This window comes from Myxococcales bacterium (assembly GCA_016712525.1).
In the GTDB taxonomy this organism is placed as follows: Bacteria; Myxococcota_A; Polyangia; order Polyangiales; family Polyangiaceae; genus JAAFHV01.
In genome coordinates this window covers 521812-539624 of sequence record JADJQX010000008.1, presented here as the reverse complement: position 1 = coordinate 539624, position 17813 = coordinate 521812, and the positions used below count along the sequence as shown (strand labels likewise).

General features: G+C 69.5%; 13 protein-coding genes. 8 read left to right on the top strand and 5 right to left on the bottom strand.

What is annotated here, in order from left to right; genetic code table 11:
* Window positions 1–44: 44 nt before the first annotated feature.
* Together IPK71_31675 and IPK71_31670 are read right to left on the bottom strand one after the other, a co-directional pair.
* Complete coding sequence (locus tag IPK71_31675; protein ID MBK8218313.1) at window positions 45–4466, bottom strand: hypothetical protein; 4422 nt, start codon at window positions 4464–4466, stop codon at window positions 45–47.
* A gap of 327 nt (window positions 4467–4793) precedes the next feature.
* Window positions 4794–6491 (bottom strand): lysine--tRNA ligase, encoded by a 1698-nt coding sequence (locus IPK71_31670; protein ID MBK8218312.1) that lies wholly within the window; start codon window positions 6489–6491, stop codon window positions 4794–4796.
* A gap of 127 nt (window positions 6492–6618) precedes the next feature.
* On the opposite strand from IPK71_31670, the gene IPK71_31665 reads away from it, so the two are divergent.
* Window positions 6619–8760, top strand: a complete 2142-nt coding sequence (locus IPK71_31665) for a c-type cytochrome (GenBank protein MBK8218311.1) — start codon at window positions 6619–6621, stop codon at window positions 8758–8760.
* A 4-nt stretch (window positions 8761–8764) separates the two neighbouring features.
* Here the strand turns inward: IPK71_31665 and IPK71_31660 are convergent, their stop codons facing one another.
* Both IPK71_31660 and IPK71_31655 read right to left on the bottom strand, forming a co-directional pair.
* On the bottom strand, window positions 8765–9793 hold the full coding sequence (locus IPK71_31660; protein ID MBK8218310.1) for a hypothetical protein: 1029 nt from the start codon (window positions 9791–9793) through the stop codon (window positions 8765–8767).
* A gap of 49 nt (window positions 9794–9842) precedes the next feature.
* Window positions 9843–10835 (bottom strand): cysteine synthase A, encoded by a 993-nt coding sequence (locus IPK71_31655; protein MBK8218309.1) that lies wholly within the window; start codon window positions 10833–10835, stop codon window positions 9843–9845.
* 297 nt (window positions 10836–11132) lie between these two features.
* On the opposite strand from IPK71_31655, the gene IPK71_31650 reads away from it, so the two are divergent.
* Window positions 11133–11747, top strand: a complete 615-nt coding sequence (locus IPK71_31650) for a fasciclin domain-containing protein (GenBank protein ID MBK8218308.1) — start codon at window positions 11133–11135, stop codon at window positions 11745–11747.
* Window positions 11748–12011: 264 nt separating this feature from the next.
* A complete protein-coding gene (locus IPK71_31645) occupies window positions 12012–12782 on the top strand; it encodes a hypothetical protein (GenBank protein ID MBK8218307.1) in 771 nt (256 codons plus the stop codon).
* 19 nt (window positions 12783–12801) lie between these two features.
* Here the strand turns inward: IPK71_31645 and pip are convergent, their stop codons facing one another.
* On the bottom strand, window positions 12802–13758 hold the full coding sequence (pip, locus tag IPK71_31640) for a prolyl aminopeptidase (GenBank protein ID MBK8218306.1): 957 nt from the start codon (window positions 13756–13758) through the stop codon (window positions 12802–12804).
* A 131-nt stretch (window positions 13759–13889) separates the two neighbouring features.
* Here pip and IPK71_31635 point away from each other — a divergent pair, with 131 nt between their 5' ends.
* The 5 genes from IPK71_31635 to IPK71_31615 are packed head-to-tail and all read left to right on the top strand — an operon-like array spanning window position 13890 to window position 17740.
* On the top strand, window positions 13890–14468 hold the full coding sequence (locus tag IPK71_31635; protein ID MBK8218305.1) for a cysteine dioxygenase family protein: 579 nt from the start codon (window positions 13890–13892) through the stop codon (window positions 14466–14468).
* Complete coding sequence (locus IPK71_31630) at window positions 14465–15772, top strand: class I SAM-dependent methyltransferase (GenBank protein ID MBK8218304.1); 1308 nt, start codon at window positions 14465–14467, stop codon at window positions 15770–15772. Before IPK71_31635 ends, IPK71_31630 begins: the two co-directional genes overlap by 4 nt.
* Complete coding sequence (locus tag IPK71_31625) at window positions 15769–16554, top strand: aspartate/glutamate racemase family protein (GenBank protein MBK8218303.1); 786 nt, start codon at window positions 15769–15771, stop codon at window positions 16552–16554. The genes IPK71_31630 and IPK71_31625 overlap by 4 nt, the downstream gene beginning before the upstream one ends.
* Window positions 16551–17270 carry a hypothetical protein gene (locus tag IPK71_31620; GenBank protein ID MBK8218302.1) on the top strand — a complete coding sequence of 240 codons (720 nt, stop codon included), beginning with the start codon at window positions 16551–16553 and terminating at the stop codon, window positions 17268–17270. The genes IPK71_31625 and IPK71_31620 overlap by 4 nt, the downstream gene beginning before the upstream one ends.
* A 14-nt stretch (window positions 17271–17284) precedes the next feature.
* A complete protein-coding gene (locus IPK71_31615) occupies window positions 17285–17740 on the top strand; it encodes a GNAT family N-acetyltransferase (protein MBK8218301.1) in 456 nt (151 codons plus the stop codon).
* The last annotated feature ends 73 nt before the right edge of the window (window positions 17741–17813 follow it).

Genomic DNA, 17813 nt, shown 5'->3' with positions numbered 1-17813 from the left:
GGCCCCCCGAAAGGAGCCGCCCGCCGCCTTTGCCGTGGCCCTCGTCAGTTCCCGAGCGGGCCGTCGCCGAGGATGAGGCCGACCTGCCGGATGCCGTCTAGCAGGCCGATGTAGCGCCGGAGCGCCGCGGCTTGGTCGGGGGCCTTCACCACGGGAGCGCCGTTCACGAGGGTGAGCTCCGGCTGGCCGAAGCCGTCGAGGACGGGGGCGCCGTCGACCTCTTTGACCTGGTAGGCCGCCGAGACGAGCTCGTTCGCGCGCTGGAGCATGCGCGAGGCGATGCCGGTCTCCACGTCCCTCCCTTGGATGCGCTCGACGCCGAAGCGGCTCGCGTCGTACCGGAAGCCCGTCTGCGGGTCGGTGAACGAGACGCGCCTCGCGTCCGGGATCTGCGGTCCGTTGTCGTTGGCGAAGCGGATGCGCAGCTTGTTCGTCAGGGTGAGGTCGCTCGAGAACCGCGAGAAGAGCACGGAGTAGATGCCCATGCCGATCGCGTTCGAGTAGCCCGTGTTCGGGAAGACGATCTTGGCGCCGTTCGGACGTACGAGCTTGCTCGGGTCGCGGTCGACGATGCTGAAGGTCTGGAGGGTGCGTTTGTCGCTCGAGAGCGACGGGGCGATGGTCTCCCAGTCCTGCGCGAGGATGCCGCCGATGAGGCGATCGAGCCCGGCTGCGTTGTCGGTCCGGAAGCTGATGTAGGGGTCCCGGCCGTCGAGGGCGTTCTCACGCGAGATGGTGGAGAGCGTCGGGCGAGAGTCGACCATCTCACGGAGCGCGAGGATCTTCTCTTCGTCGAAGCCGATGTGGACGGGGTAGTGCTGGTAGTCCCAGCTCCCACCTCGCGCATTGTCGAAGTCGATCTGCACGTACCTGCCGTCGACGAGGCCGATCTCCCCGATGTTGCCGGCGTTCTTGGTGTCGGTCGTGAGATCGAAGATGGTGAGGGCGTTCGGGCGCTTCGGGGTGCGGAGCGTCGTATCGGCCGAGGGCCCGTAGGTCCCCGGTTCGGGCATGAGCACGACGCGCTGGAAGAAGTCGAACATCTCGTTCGACGCGTACACCGCCGGCTGATCCTGGTCCGGGTTCGTGAGGTCGGTCCGCCCTGCGCGGCCGATGTCGGTCGTGGTGTTCCAGTGGTAGGCGCGAAGACGAGCGAACGTGTTGCCCGCGACCGCGCTCGGGACGGACCACCACGCGAACTCCTTGTTCAGGCGTCGGAAGTAGGTCCACGGGTAGGTGAGGTCGAAGCGACGAATCGTGTTGACGGTCGTCTCGTAGACGTCGGCGCCGCTGTCGAAGAGCTTCGCGTGAATGTACCCTCCGCGGCTGTAGTCCTCGCCGTAGCGGTAGTGCCAGCGCACCAGGCGATCGCCATTCTCGTCCGTGCCGGACCAGCGCACTCCGTCCACGCCGACGGGGGTGTTGACGCCTTTCTTGTCGGTGAACGCGATCTCCGACGATTTCATGTCCTCGTAGGCGAGGTGGTTCTTCGGAGAAGGCGCGCAGATCTTCCCGTGGACGACACGCCACTTCGCCGTCTCCTTCTCGGCTTCGGTCGCAGGGCGGCAGTCGCGGGCCGGGTCGAACACCTTGGCGAGGTTCGCCTGCTTCGTGTAGTGCACGCCGTATCCCGAGTTGGGGACGAACACGAGGTTCGACGGGATACCCTGCGACAGGGTCTTCAAGCCGAAATACTGTTGTTGCTCCGGGGCGATCTGGCGCGGGTCCATCGTCTCGAGGACGCGCCCGTAGATCGTCTTCATGAAGTGAAGGTCGTACGTGCCGGCCCCGACCGTCTCGCCGAAGCGCTCGATCTGGTATTCCATCGTCGAGGTGTTGGCGAAGTACTCGATGCCGGGGCGCGGCTCGTTCGGATCGAGCCCTTGTTCGTCGGTGGTGACCGGGTCGAGGTAGCGCGGCCCCATGCAGGAGTCCGTAGGGCCGCTTCGGCCGGTGTCCGCGCACTTGCCGGTGGCGCTGCCCTCGGCGGTGCGGAGCTGCCAGTACTGGGGCGAGAAGTTCATCGCGTCCCACGAGCTCGCGAAGTTGTGGCGCATGCCGATCGAGTGGCCGATCTCGTGGAAGCCGATCCCCTTGACCGCCTCGCGGAGGAGCTCCTCGTAGATCGCGGCTCCGCGCGCCTTCGGGTCGAGCCCCTCGTACTTCTTCTTGAAGTACGGGGCGAGCGCGGCCTGGTAGATGCTCCCCGCGCCGGCCGACGCGGCCGAGTCGTGGAAACAAATACCCTTGTTGCCGAGGTAGGCCTCGTACCGCTCGAAGAGGTCCTGCGTCTTCCCCGGGTCGTTCTTCGCGAACGTCTCGAGCGCGCGGTACACGGTCGACTGCCTGTCTTTCGACTGGGCGACGAGCTGTTGTAGGTTCTTGTCGGCGATGTCGGCCTTGAGGGGCGAGCCGTCGAGCTTCCCGAGGAGGCCGTCGACGCGCTGGTTGTCCGCCGTGATCCGGGGCGAGAGCAGGCTGTCTTGCGCGCGGAGCTTGGCGCGGGCGAGGCTTCGGTCCACCTGACCGAGCGTGTCGAGCCGAGCGCTCTCTTGGCCGAGGGTCGCCTTGATGGGCGCTTGGTCCACGCGGCCCGCGATTTCACGGTGTTCTTCCGGGGTCTTCCCGCGGGCCATCGTCTCGTTGACACGACCGTTCTTGACGAGATCGGCGTAGCGCTCGGCTTGGCCACCCTGCACGAGGTCGTCGATGGTGGTGTCGCCGATGGCGAGCTGGATGATGTCGCGTTGCTGCGCGGCCGCGGCCGTGGCCGATCGGCCCATGATCGTCGCCGTGGCCCCGAGCATCTCTCCTGTGAGGGGATCGGCGCCGATCGACGCGACGCCGCCGTACGGGGCGCGCGACGCGAAGGGCCAGTAGATCGTGTAGTTTTTCCGGAGATCTCCGAGGCGGATGGCCTCTCCGGGTTTGCCGCACGACTCGGGATCGTAGGCACGGACCGGGTTGTGGCACGTCGTGATGACCGGCTTGCCCTTGTCTACGGGGAGCGCTTTGGCCTTGTCGATTCCCCAGCCACCGAACGCGACCATCTCCTTGGCCTCGGGTCCTTGCCCGTCGAAGAACTGTCCGTGGCAGGTGTCACGGTCGCCGTCCTTCGTGCGCCGGCACTCGACCTCGCGCCGCGTCGCTACGGCGTTGCGGAGGAGCTGATTCCAGGTGATGGTCATCTCCTCGATGGGGCCCGGCTTGGTGATGGTCTTGCCATCGGCGCCGACCTGGTCGGTGAGCTCCTTGGGTGTCTCGGCGTTCAGCCAGTAGCCGACGGTCTTCACCTCGCGGTCGCGCACGGGTAGCGTGCACTTGCCGACGTGCACGTCGCACTGCGAGCCCCGGCTCCCCTTGTATCCGGTCTTTTCGTTCGAGCAGGCGTCGGCCGTGCCGTCCGAGTCGGCGTCCTCGTTGGAGGTGCACGCCGCCGCCTGGTGGCTCTTCTCCCAAATGTTGTGCATCGCGAAGAAGGTCTTGGTCTTCGCGTCGGTATATCCGTATTGGGGGTCCCACGCGGTGATGGGCGCGGCGCCGTACTCGCGGTTGAAGTTGTTCCCGGCGTTGCCCCAATTGCCTACGATGTCACGCGATGCGCGCGACTCCTCGAACGGCTCGAAGTCCTCGCTCCCGTCGAGCCTCACGAACGACGAGCGGAACTTGACCTCCGTGGGCGTGCAGTCGAACGAGCTCGACCCGTTGAAGAACCCGAGCAGCACGCACTCGGACACGCCGAAGCCCGGGAGCTCCTGCGACTTGAGCTGGTATTTGCTCGTGATATCGAAATACCCCTCTTCGAAGTGGGGGCGGTCCTCGTCGTTGTCGTTCGTCGGCGAGTATTGGATGGCGGTGGCGCTCGAGCCCGCGCCGAACACCCAGCTCGTATCGCCGCTGGAGCTCTCGGCCAGGTTCATCGACCAGTCGACGCGCATGTACTCGCGCGAGTACCAAGGCCTGTCGCTCGTGTTCTCGACGATCGTGTTCTGCTCTTCGCCGGTCGAGGGGTTGTACTCGCGGCGAATGTCGAAGTGAGAGAGGATTTTGTACGCGGCCACGATCGTGCCGGTCGGCTTCGTGGGAAACTCCCACTTCCCGGGGGCCACCTCGACGCGAGGCAATCCGCGGTTGTCCGCCCCGGGCGACTCTTGGTACGAGCGCCGCGCGAAGAGCATCCCCTCGGTCACCTCCCAGCGCACGCGATCGACCGCCGTGGCGCCGCCGATGGTGCCCGAGGCGTTCTCGACGTTCGCGCCGCTGTCGATGTTGAAGCTCTTCGTCCGAAACTCCGGGTCGTCCCGGTGGTCTTCTAGGTTTTGCCCCAAGAAGAACGACTTCTGCACGACGCCCTGTTGCACGCGGTTTATCGGGTCCCGTTCGCCGGCGCAGCCCGCGATGCTCGACCCGAAGATGCACGCCCCGACGAGCCCGAAGAGCCCGATCCTACCCATCCAATCCTTCATCGTTCCTCCAGCGTCGAAGGGAGGAGAGCGAAGACCGTGCCACGGGCCGCGGCAGCGTTTATTCCCTGGTTTTTGCTGGTTCCGCGCAGCGCGCTCCGGATCTTGCACACCCGGCTCCGCTAGTCCGCGCACGCCCTCGCGCGTGGCTCCTCGCACCTGCCTCGGCGGTCGGGCGAAGTGGCCACGAGAGGCGCCGACGAGGCCAGCGGGTCGCTTCGGAACGTGAGGGCGGCCGACGCGGGCTCCCTCGTGGCCGCGCCTCGCATCGCTCCCGGAGCTCGGGGCACGATGCGGAGGACGCGGCTCGGGACCGCGGACCGCGAGCGGTCAGCTCTCCTTACGAAGCAGCGGGAAGAAGATGACGTCGCGGATGGAGGCCGCGCTCGTCAGCATCATGACGAGGCGATCGATGCCCATCCCGAAGCCGGCGGCCGGGGGCATGCCGTGCTCGAGCGCGCGCACGTAGTCCTCGTCGTAGTCCATGGTCTCTTCGGCGCCCTTCTCCTTCTTGCTGACCTGCTCGAGGAAACGCGCGGCTTGGTCCTCGGGATCGTTCAGCTCGCTGAAGGCGTTGCAAAGCTCTCGGCCGTGCACGAAGAGCTCGAACCGGTCGACGAGCTCGGGGCGCGCGTCGTTCTTGCGCGCGAGCGGCGAGGTCTCGAACGGGTAGTCTTTCACGAACACGGGCAGGCTCTTCGTCCCGTCCTTCGAGCGGTAGTCGTCGGCCAAGAAGGGCTCGACCACGTACTCGTAGAGGCAGAAGAGGCGCTCCCCGTCGTTGTCGCATTTCTCGAAGCCTTTCCGGAGGTTACCCCAGTCGAGCTTTTTGGCGCGGGGCGAGCTCTTGCTCCACTCCTTCATCTTGTCGACGAACCCGCCGCGGAGGAGCGCGACGAGCCCCGTGCCGCCGTCGGCGACCGCGGCCTTCCAGTCGGCGATGTCCGTCGCCTCGGCGCCCTTCTTGACCGCGTCGGCCATCGGGACGCGCGCGAAGGGCTCGTCGAACGTGAAGGGGCGCGCCTCTTTCCAGGCCTTCTGGGCCTCGGGCATGGCCTTCGCGAGCGCCGCGTCGGCCCCGCGCAGGATCTCTTCGGCGAAGCCCATGAGCTCGTCGTAGGTCGCGTACGCTTGGTAGAACTCGAGCATCGTGAACTCCGGGTTGTGGCGGGTCGAGATGCCTTCGTTTCGGTAGCAGCGGCCGATCTCGTACACCCGGTCGAGCCCGCCCACGAGGAGGCGCTTCAAATAGAGCTCGGGGGCGATCCTCATGAAGAGGTCCATGTCGAGCGTGTTGTGGTGGGTCGTGAAGGGGCGCGCCGCCGCGCCGCCGATGAGCGTGTGCATGGTCGGCGTCTCGACCTCGAGGAAGCCCGCGTCGTCGAGGATCTTGCGCACGGCCCGCACGATGAAGCTCCGCGCCCGGAAGACCTGGCCCACGTCCGGGTTCGCGACCAAATCGACGTACCGCTGGCGGTACCGGGTCTCGACGTCGGTGAGGCCGTGCCACTTCTCGGGGAGCGGGCGGTAGGCCTTCGTGAGCAGGCGCACCCGCGTGGGCTCGAGGGACAGCTCCCCGCGCTTCGAGGCCGTGACGGTGCCCTCGGCTTCGACGACGTCGCCGATGTCGAGGTCGTCGAGCCGCGTGTATTCTTCACCCATCTTGCTCTGATCGCAGAGGATCTGGAGCTCGCCCGTCCCGTCCCGGAGGCGGAGGAAGGAGAGCCCACCGGTCACGCGGATGGCGAGCACGCGGCCACGCACGTGGAAGGAGCGGCCGTGGAGCGCGCCCTTCACCTTCGCCTCGTCGTACTTGCCGGCGTCGTCGCGCGCGGCGCTTGCCTCGTCGCGGAGGCCGCGGAGCGTGGTCGTCTCGCCGCCGCTTCGGGGGCGCGAGTCGTTCGCGAACGGGTTCTCCCCGCGCTCCCGGAGCTTCTGGGCCTTCTGTTTGCGGCCTTCGATGATGGCCTGCTCGGCCGAGGCCTTCTCGGGGGTGGTCGACGGCTCTTTGGGGGTCTCGTTCGTCATGGGGGCTTCGCGGTGAATAGTCGGGGGCGCCCCGATGGTCGAGGGGGTCGTGGCGTGCGGCCGCAGGTTCCGGAAAAAAATCGTGCGGCCCGTGTCACGGAATCGGGCGCACGGGCGACGACCCTGCATGCGAAAGACGTGGATCGTCCCATTGGCCGCTGTCTCTCTCTTGGTCTCCGCTGCGGCCCTCGGCGTCGCGAAGGCCTCCCCCGACGAACGCGCTGCCGTCGCTCACCTCGTGCGGCGCACGCGTCCGGCGCTCCCGTCGGTGCCGCTCGTCCGCCAAGGGGAGGACGTCGCGCGGTCGAGTGGGCTCCTGCTCGCCAAGATCGGTGAGCGCCCCGTGGCGATCGTGCTCGACGCCGACGACGCCGCCATCGTCGAGGTCGACGCGCGCGACGGGACCCCTCTCGCGCGCACGCTCGTGGGCAGCGCGCCCGCCACGGGCCTCCTCCTCGGGGACGGCACGCTCGCGGTCGCTCACCCCGAGGAGCACGCGGTCGTCGTCTATGCGCGGCACGTCGACGGCCAGCGCTACCGAGAGGTGCGACGAATCCCCACCTCGGACGACCCTCGCGCCCTCGCACTCTCTCCGGACGAGGCGTCGCTCTACGTCACGTGCGGCGCGTCGCACACGCTGCTCGCGTTCGACGCGCGATCGGGCCGAGAGCTCGGGCGCGCATTGGTCCCGCGGGAGCCTCGTGGAATGGTCGTCTCGCGGGACGGTCGCACGATCTACGTCGCGCACGCCGCATACGACGCGACTTCCGTGGTGCACCGCGCAGCGCTCGTCGCGGGCGACGCGAAGGTGCACGAGGTCGCCCACGGCGTGGGCTCGGGCGCCTGCGAGGCGGGCTCGGGCGGAGAGCACGCGATGTGCAAAAGCGAGCTGTCGCGCCACGGGAACGCGCTCGTCGCGACGATCGACGAGCGTGACGGCAAGGTCACCGAGCACGTCTTCGCGCCCGTCGCGATGGTCCGCCCGCGCCCGCGATCGTTTTTCGTCGCGTCCAAGCTCACCGCCATGCCGCGGGCTCGGAACGTGCCGTCCATTCAGGGCGACGGCGATTTCCCGATGGAGCCCATGGGCGGAGGCGGAGGCGGGGGAGGCGTCACGGGCTACGGCACCACGGCCGAGAGCGGGGCGCCCGTGCATTTCGAGGCGCGCGAGGTGTCCGTCTCGGTGAACGACGGCGTCACGACCGGGCGCTCCTCGGTCGTCGGCGGCGGGTCGGCGTTCAACGACCCGACGAAGTGCGATCTCCCGGTCGCCGCCGTGGCGCCCGCCTCGAAGGGGCTCGCGCTCGTCGCCTGCGCGGGGACGAAGCGCGTCGAGGTCGTGCCTCTCCCGTCGGCGAACGGCTCGTCCCTCTCGGGGTCCTCCGCGCGGCGGTCGATCGACGTGGGGGGCTCGCCGTCCGCGCTCGCCTTGGCCCCCGGCGGAGACAAGGTCTACGTGTACTCTCAGGCGACGCGCCACCTCTCGGTGCACCTCGTCACGCCGCGCTCGACCATGCGCGAGGTCGAGAAGACCCTCTTCGTGACCGACTTCGACGTCCCCCCGCTCAAGGTCAAGGTCCCGGAGCTCGCTTTGCTCGACGGAAAGGTGCTGGACGTCGCCCTCGCGCGAAAGCTGCCCCGCGAGGACGCGTGGATCGAGGGCCGAGATCTCTTCTTCTCCACGTTCGATCCGCGCATCTCCAAGGACGGCCGTGCGTGCGCGAGCTGCCACGTCGACGGGCTCGACGACGGCATCGTTTGGGCGACCCCCGACGGCAAACGCCGCACGCGTACGCTCGCAGGCCAGCTCGGCGCGGGGCCGTACGGCTGGCTCGGCGAGCACAAGACGCTCGCCGATCACATCAAGGTGACCGAGCGGCAGCTCGGCGGCACGGGCCTCTCGGACGCCGACCTCGGCAAGCTCGTCACCTACGTGTCGTCCCTCGGTGCACCTCCGCGTACACGCCCTGCCGTGCCCGATCCGCTCGCGAAGCGCGGCGCCGAGGTCTTCGCGTCCGCCAAGTACGACTGCGCGACGTGCCACACGGGCGGAGGCCTCGAGAGCGATCGCGAGGCGCACGACGTCGGCTCGGGCGGCAAGTTCGTCACGCCGTCCCTCGCGGGCATCGCGACGCGGCCCTCGTTCTTCCACGACGGCGCCTACACGACGCTCGACGAGATGCTCAAGAAGGCCAAAGACATGGGCCGCGCGAGCGAGATGCCCGAGGACGACCGCAAGGCCGTGCTCGCCTACCTGGGCACGCTGTAGGCCTTCAGTCGTTGCGGAGGTTCTCGATCTCGGCGATCGGGAGAACGTCGCCCACGTACACGAACACGTTGTCGATGCCGCCGGCGAAGGAGGTGTCGTTCTTGCGGTCGCTGTCCTTGGCCGGTCCCCCGACGACGAAGCGCCCTGCGTTCGGCCGCTTGATGTCGCGCGCCGAGTAGTTGCGGCACTCCACCTCGGTCACGGCGACGGCCTCCGTGCCTCGGTAGAAACAAACCCGGTTGCTCGTGAGCTCGCGATCGTAGGTGACGGCGACGAACGTCCACACCCCCTGCTGGATCAGATCGGGCATGCCCGTGCCCTCGCCCTTGTCGAGGTCGTCGTCGACGGAGAAGTAGATCTTCGTGTCGTTGTCGGCCTTGAACCCGAGCTCGAAGACGGGTTTGCCCGCCCCCGACTTGGGACCGAGAGAGAGGATCCGCGTGTCGCGCTTGGTTCCGCTCGCGCGCTTCACCCAAGCGGCCACGGTGAGCTTCGTCGGGGCGGCGCCCGTGGGGACGGTGTCCATCGCGTTCTCGATCTCGAGGAAGCTCGTGCCCGCGTTTTCGCCTCGCCACGCGTTGAGCCCCGTGCCGCTCGGGGTGCCGCCGAGGTTCGCCGAGAGCCCGCGGTAGGTCCCATTCGCGCCGAACGCCCCCTCGTTCCTCGTGCAGTAAACCGTGGGGAAGAGCCCGCAGATCCAGTTCAGCTCGAAGCGGAAGACGATCCGCGGACGCGCCGTCGTGTTCGGAGGACGGGCGTCGGTCGCGGCGTCGGCCCCGCCGTCGAGGCCGCCGAGGGCGTCGGGCTGACCGAACGCGTCGGCCCCGGTGTCGGGCGCCTCGCCATCCTGGCCAGGGGTGGGCGTGGTTCCCGTGGGGGGCGTCGTCCCCGTCGGGGACGTGGACGTCGTCGAGCCGTCGGCAGAAGGCGTGAGCTCGTCGCCGATGTCGGAGAACGCGAGGCCACAGGCCGCGCCGGAGACGGCGGTGAGCACCACGATGCCTTTGCCGAGTGTCGAGATGCGTCGCGCCATGGGTCCGAAATCCTAGCCTTTCCCGGGCCCGCCGGCCAGGTCGCCCTCCTTACTCCACGAACGACAGGTCCTTCGCTTCGGGGTCGAGCCCCTTCTCGGCGAGCCACTCGGGGTTCAAGAGGCGCTTCTGGTAGCGGCCCGCTCCGTCGCAGAGCAGCGTCACGACCGTCGCCCCTCGGCCGAGCTTCCGCGCGAGCTTCACCGCCCCCACACAGTTGAGCGCCGCGGACCCGCCGACGAAGATGCCGTCGTTCTTTCCCATGTAGTGAAGCATCTTGACCATTTCGCGGTCGGTGCCTCGGAAGGCCCCGGCGAGGCGGGCCTCGGCGAAGTTCTTGGTGATGCGGCGAATGCCGATGCCCTCGATGATCGACGAGCCCTCCGCATCGAGCGTGCCCCGCGTGACGTGGGCGTGGAGCGAGCTGCCCTCGCAGTCGATGAGCCACGACTCGGCGCGGCTCTTCTCGGCGAGCTTCTTCGAGATGCCCCCGAGGCTGCCGCCCGTGCCGGCGGAGCACACGAAGCCGTCGAGCGCGCCGCCCGTGTCCTCGAGGATCTCCTCGGCGGTCGTGCGGTAGTGGATGTCGAAATTCGCGGGGTTCTCGAACTGATCGGCCCAGAAGCCCCCGCGCTCCTCCGCGAGCGCGCGCGCGACATGGTAGTAATTTCCAGGGTTGGCGAAGGGGAGGGCGGGCACGAGTACCACCTCCGCTCCGAGCGCCCGCAGCGTCTCGATCTTCTCGACCGACTGGTTGTCGGGCATCACGATGAGGAGCGGGTGACCGAGGGCCCGCGTGACGAGCGCGAGGCCGATGCCCGTGTTGCCGGCCGTGCCCTCGACGACGAGCCCCCCGGGGGCGAGCTTTCCCTCGCGCCGCGCCGTGTCGACGAGCCCGAACGCCGTGCGGTCCTTGATGCTCCCGCCGGGGTTCGAGAGCTCCGCTTTGCCAAGAATGGTGCAGCCCGTCTCCTCGGAGAGGCTGGGGATTTTCACGAGGGGGGTCCGTCCGAGCCACCCTGCGAGGCCTTCGCGCACGTTCATGACGCAGGACGATATCGCGAGGGAGGCGGCTCCGCCTCGAAATGGGGCCTATCGGCATCCCCTCGCGCGCCCCATTCCGCCCCGGCAAATGGCTCTTGGGGTGACAATTTCTGGCCGAGATCGGGATTCGTCGGAAAAAACGAGCATACCGCCCCTTCGAAAGGGGCTCGCCATTCCGGCGGAACCGATGTAGGAAGGGCGCGTCATTCCGAGGAACTTGCCCGGGCGCCCCATGCAACACGCGCTCTGCCCCGCGCATCGGAGTGGCGCCCAAGGTATAGAGGAGCACCCATTCCCATGAAGAAGCTCGGTATCGTTTCGCTCATCGTCGTCTCGGCTGCGGCCGCCATCATCGCTTGCGGCGACACCCCGCCGCCGGAAGTCCCCCCGACGCCGTCGGCCGCTCCCGAGCCCACCCCGGCCCCGACGCCGACCCCCTCGGCGGCCCCCTCGGCGGCCCCCTCGGCTTCGGCTTCGGCCGCTCCCGAGCCCCCCAAGCCGGCCGTCCCCGAGAAGAAGAACATCGTCGACACGGCCGTCGACGCGGGCAACTTCAAGACCCTCGCGAAGCTCCTCGGCGACGCGGGCCTCGTCGACACCCTCAAGGGTGCGGGCCCCTTCACCGTCTTCGCGCCCACCGACGAGGCGTTCGCCAAGGTGTCCAAGAAGGACATGGACGCCCTCGCGAAGGACAAGAAGAAGCTCGAGGCGCTCCTCAAGGGCCACGTGGTCGGCTCGAAGATGATGGCCGCCGACGTCGCCAAGGCGAAGGACGCGACCATGCTCAACGGCAAGAAGTTCGCCATCGCCGTCAAGGGCTCGGACGTGACCATCAACAAGGTCAAGATCTCCAAGACGGACATCGAGGCCTCGAACGGCGTCATCCACGTCGTCGACGCGGTCATCAAGTGAAGAGTCGCTCGGCGTAAGCCGGGCCGAGTCGGGCGGCGCGTTCTTCGGAGCGCGCCGTTCCGCATTTTGTGGCCTCTCGCGAAATTTTCGCGCGACTCTCCCAATGGCTCGAGCGTCCCGGGTGTCGCATCGGAGCAACGCCGCTCGCGCACGCCGCGAGCAGGCTCCCCATGCACGCGCGTGGTTGCGCGGTGAGGGCGACGATCGAGGCTCCTCTCGGTCGTCGGCCCCTCCGCGCGCGCGCGCCGTCGAGAGGCGCACCCCATGAATCGGCCCCCCACGAAGCCCAACGACGACTCGTCCGTCTCGTCCCTCGGTGAGCTCATGAGGCTCGAGAAGGAGCGTGTCGCGAGCGAAGAGAAGCGCCACCTCGCGGCGCACGAGGCCAAGCTGGCTGCGGAAGCGCGCGCGGCCGAGGCGCTTCTCCGCGAAGAAGAGGCTCGTCGACGCGACGCCGAGCGCGCCCGAGAGATCCGCGCCGAGGAGGATCGGAGGCTCGAGGCCCGCATCGAGGCCGACAAACGCGCCGCCATCGAGCGAGAGCGGGTACTCGCCGAGGCGCAGGTCGCCGAACGAGCCAGGGTGCTCGAGCGGGAGCACGAGCTCGCGGTGAAGCGCCTCGAGGTGCTCGCATCGGCGGAGCGCTCTCCCGCGGCGGGGCTCTTCGGTTACGCGCTCGCGGGCCTCGTCGCGCTCGGCTCGGCGGCGGGGTACTTCGGCATCGTGCGCCCCGCGGCCGAAGCGCGGCTCGCCGAAGCGGACGCCTTGCTCCGGCAAGACGGCGTGGCCCTCGAGCGAGCGCGCGCCGACCTCGCGGCCGAGAAGGCGAAGGCCGAGGCCGCCTCGCGTGACGTCTCCCGCGGAGAGGCCCGCATCGCTGCGCTCGAAGCGGAGCTCCGCGCGGCCCGCGCCCACGCCCCATCGACCCACGCGCCGACGGGAGCCCCCCACGCGGGCACGTCCAAGGGCCCGAGCGCAGCCGAGCCCCCGTGTGTTCCCGGGGACCCGCTCTGCCCCACGATCGGTCGCCCGTAAGTGCCCGAATCGTTTGTGTTTATGCCCGCTTGGCGAACCTGTCGGTGGCCGAGACGAGCTCGTGCACGATGCCCGGCTCGGCCGCGGCGTGGCCCGCGTCGGGCACGATCCGGAGGTCGGCCTCGGGGAAGGCGCGGTGAAGATCCCACGCGCTCGTCGCCGGGCACACCACGTCGTACCGCCCCTGCGCGATCACGGTCGGGATGTGGCGGATCTTGTCGACGTTCGCGAGCAGCGCCTTGTCGCCCGCGACCCACCCGTCATGGATGAAGTAGTGGCACTCGATGCGCGCGAACGCGAGGGCGAAGTCGTCCCCCGCGGTGCGCTCGATGAGGTCGACGTTCGGGATGAGGCAGCTCGTTCGGCCCTCCCACACGCTCCACACCCGCGCCGCGGCGCTCCGCACGGCCGGGTCGCTCGAGGTGAGGCGCGCGTAGTACGCCTTCACGAAGTCGGACCGCTCGGCCTCCGGGATGTGATCGCGGAACGCCTCCCACGCGTCGGGGAAGATGGCGCTCGCGCCACCCTGGTAAAACCAGTCGATCTCGCTCTTTCGGAGCAAGAAGATGCCGCGGAGCACGAGCTCGGTCACGCGCGTGGGGTGAGCCTCGGCGTAGGCCAGGGCGAGCGTCGAGCCCCACGAGCCGCCGAAGACCTGCCACTTTTCCACACCGAGGTGCTCGCGAATGCGCTCGATGTCGGCCACGAGGTGCCACGTGGTGTTCGCCTCGAGCGACGCGTGCGGCTTGCTCTTCCCGCACCCCCGCTGATCGAAGAGGACGATGCGGTACGCCTTCGGGTCGAAGAAACGCCGGTGCTTCGGCTCCGTTCCACCCCCGGGCCCGCCGTGCAGGAACACCACGGGTTTGCCGTTCGGGTTCCCCGACTCCTCGAAGTAGAGCGTGTGGCCGTCGCCCACGTCGAGGTGGCCTTGGTTGTAGGGCTCGATCTCCGGGTAAAAAGTGCGCCGTTCCATGGGGCTCACCCTTAGCGCATCTGCCCTCGACCGGCCCGGCTCTTCCCTTGAAAATCGCGCCGTCATCGCGAAGACTCGCCGCGGAATCGGTCGGGCCCCGCGCGGCGTTCGACGCTCGAGGAGCACGAGACATGGTGAGCCGCACGAACGCCGACGACAATCGCCCGGACCGCCCGTTCGTGGCGGCGCTCGCCGAGCTTCGTGCCACGGGCCGTGTGTCGACCGCCACCCTCGCCGCCGCACGCGCGCAGGCCATGGCGCTCCCACCTCCGCGTGTCGAGGTCGTGGCGGGGCGCCCCTACACGCGTGAGGTGCTCTATGCGGAGGCGGACGTGGGCGAGGTGATGCGCGCCACATGGGCGCCCGGCGTGCGCTCGGCGCCGCACGACCACGGAGGGGCGCGGGGGGTCGTCGCCGTGCTCGAGGGACGCTTCGAGGAACGAGGGTACGCCATGAGCTCCTCGCTGGGCCTCTGCGAGCGCGCGGTGCGGGAGCTCTCCTTGGGGGACGTCCTCGAGATCGACGAAGACCGCGTGCACACCATGAAGAGCCACGACGCGCGCGGGGTCACCTTGCACGTCTACGCGGGCGACGTGGCGTCTTTCCGGCTCTTCGACGAGACCGCGCGTGTCACGTTGCGTGCCCGCGGCGGGGCCTGGCTCCCGGCCGACGTCGTGCTCTCCGAAGAGCGGTGGGAGCCCGTCCCGTGACCGTCCTCGTCGCCTACACGACCCTCTACCGCGAGGGCGGCCCCAAGTTTCGCCGGGTGGCCCGCACGCTCGCCGCCGAGAAGCGCGCCGCTTTGCCCGGTGTGCGTGTCGTCGACGTCGCGGTCGAGAGCAAGGCCGAGCTCGTCGCGGCGATCCGACGGATCGCGGCCCGCGGCGAGCGCATCGACGAGCTCCACTTCGTCGGCCACTCCGGCATGTACGGCCCCATGTTCCGAACGACGGAGGTGCCGGAGCAGCTCAGCCCCCACGAGTGGCGCACCCTCCACATCCCCTTCGCCGAGGGCGCCTCGGCCTACTTTCATGCCTGCCGGAGCGCGCGTTGGTTCTGCCCGTTCTTCGCGCGGACCTTCGGCGTGCCTGCCTACGGCTACCACCTCTACACGACGTTCTCGCGGAGCCCGCGCCGCTTCGTGTGGGATCCGCCGCACGCGAGCGACGACGCCGCCCTCTACGTGGTCGCCCTCCCGGGCCGAAAATCGCACGGGCTCGGGGCCTCGATCCTCAAGTACGCGCATGTCCTACCCGTCGAGGCGATGACCCGCTACGAGCCCGACGAGGCGCCGGTCGACGGCTCGTACGACAAGGTGGCCGACCTCTACGACGAGGCCTTCGCCGACATCGCGGTGCGCGGGCCCGAGGTCGACTGGATCGAACGCCACATGCCTTTTTCCCGTGCTCCGCGCGTGCTCGAGATCGGCACGGGCAACGGCGCGCTGCTCGCGAGGCTCTCGCCACGGATCGCCTCGGGCCACGGGGTCGACGCCTCGGGGGCCATGATCGCCCGGGCCGAGCGGCGCTTCGGTCACCTCTCGAACGTGACGTTCGGCACGATCGCGGGGCCTTCGCTGCCCGTCCCCGACGCGTCGGTCGACGTGGTCGTGTCGATGCTGTCGTTCCGCTACCTCGACTGGGACCCGATCATGGCCGAGATCCGGCGGGTCCTCGCGCCGGGAGGTCGCATCCTCGTGGTCGACATGGTCGCGTCTCCTTTGACCTCGTCCGACGCCCCCGCGCTCGTCGCGTCGACGCTCCGAGGGCTCCGCGAGCGCGGTCGAAAGAAGGCCTTCCGCGAGAAGCTCCGGCGCCTCGTGCGCGATCCGGGCTGGGCCACGATGCTGAAGCACAACCCCATTCGGGCCGAGCACGAGTACCGGTGGTATTTCGAGGGGCGCTTCCCCGGCAAGAAGCTCGAGGTCATCGACGTGGCCCTCGCCTCGCGCATCGTCGCGTTCGACACGGGCCCCCTCCCACGCGGGTTCACGCTCCCCCAAAGCTATCCATGACCGAGCCGGGGCTCGCGCGTGGTCCGTTCGTGCTGGTGCTCGACTGGGGCATCGGCGGGCTCGACGTGTTTCGTCGCCTCTCCGAGGGGCGTCCGCGCGCTGGCCTCGTTTACCTCTCGGACAGCGGTTCCTTACCGTATGGTAAGATGTCGCGGGCGGCGCTGCGGGCCCGCATGGAGGCCATCGTGTCGGCCTTCGCGTCGCGCGGGGCCGTCGCGGTCGTCGTCGCGTGCAACGCCGCGAGCACCGCCTTCCCGGGCGCCCGTGTCCCCGAAGGGGTGCCCGTGCACGACGTGATCTCGTCGGGCGTCGCCCTCGTTCGCGCGTCGGGGCATCGCGAGATAGGCCTCGTGGGGGGCGTGCGCACGGTCCTTTCGCGCGCCCACGCCCAGAGGCTCGGAGACGTCCGCGTCGTCGCGCGTGTCGCGCAGCCCCTCTCGGCGATGGTCGAGCGGGGAGAGCTCTCGGGGAGCGCGGTGTCGCGGGAGGTTCGGCGTGCGGTCGCCGATCTGCGCGCGCTCCCTGCGGTCTTGCTCGCGTGCACGCACTACCCGGCGCTGCTCCCCGTGTTCCGTGAGGCGCTGCCGGGGGTCGCGCTGCTCGATCCCGCCGCGCTCCTCGCCGAACGCGTGCGAGCGTCGGGGCTCGTGCCCGAGGGAGGCGGAGAGCCCGGCTTCTTCACGACCGGAGACCCCGACGAGATGCGAAGGTCGGCCCTCGCCGCGTTCGGTGTCACGCTCGGCCCCGTGCGTTCGGCGCGCGCGCTCGTGGGGATCGCGTGAGGCCTCGTCGCGCCGCGTGGCTCACCACCCTCGCGCTCGGCGCGGCCTTTGCCACCTCGGGCGCCGTCGCGTGTTGGCCGCAGCAAGAAGGCTTACCTCCCTCGCCGGACGACCTCCGCGAGCGGCTCGCGCGTTCGGGCCCCCCCCGCCGTCTCGGCGCTTCGCCCGAGGGAAAAGACGTCCCCGCGTGGGCGACGTCTCCCGACGCCTCCCTCGAGCCCTCGGCCGAGCCGTCCGTCGCCACAGGGAAAAACAAGGCCGAGCGGCTCCTCGGCGCGCTCGTCGAGGCGTCCGAGCGGGGCGATCGCGGCGCCGTCCGAGAGCTCTCGAGCCCCGCGTGTTTCCCCGGCTCGTGCGAGGACGTCGTCTCGCAGAGCCGCGTCACGAAGGTCGTCGAGCTCTTCGGCCCTCGACCCGACGACGAGGGGCGCCGCGCGTTCGGCCGCCTGCGATTCGAGGAGCCGCACGGCCGAGGGAGCGAGCTCTACGTTCTGCTCCAGCGCGACTGCGCCCTCGTCGGTACGCCGTTCCGCCTCGTCGGCGCGACCCCCCGGCTCGAGGTCGCGCGTGCCTTCTACGACGCACGTGTCCCACCTTGTACGGAAGGCCCGCGTCGCGCCCCTGTCCCTTCGCCGTTCGATCCTTCGGGCTCGCCCGTCGTCGCGCCACGCAAGGGCGATGGCGGGGCCGACGGGTCGGCGAACGGGGCGCTCTGATACGCTCCTCCGCGATGAGAACGTCTGGTATGCCACGCGTCGTCTCGATCTCGGCCGAGGCCACCCACCCCCTCCGCTCCCTCGTCCTTCGCCCCGGGAGGCCGCTCGCGGACTGCGTCTTCGAGGGGGACACGAGCCCTCTGGCCGTGCACTTCGGCGTCGAGGTCGACGGGCGTATCGTCGGCGTGGCCTCGCTCGTCCCCGAGGCTCGCCCGGGCGGCGACGGTCGCCGTGGGTTTCGCCTGCGGGGCATGGCCACGGCCCCCGAGGTTCGTGGGCACGGGCACGGCGCGTCCCTGGTCGCCGCGGTGGTCGCGCACGTCACGGAACGCGGCGGGGGCACGCTCTGGTGCAACGCGCGCCTCACGGCCGCTCCCTTCTACGAGCGCCTCGGGCTCAGCCGGTTTTCGGAGCCGTTCGACATGCCGGGCATCGGCATGCACGTGCGGATGGAACGCGACGTTCCGTAGCTCGTGACCCCCGTAGCCACTCGTCGAGCGAAATCGGCGTCGCGCGGGCCACGGCGCTCCGTGACCCGCGCGG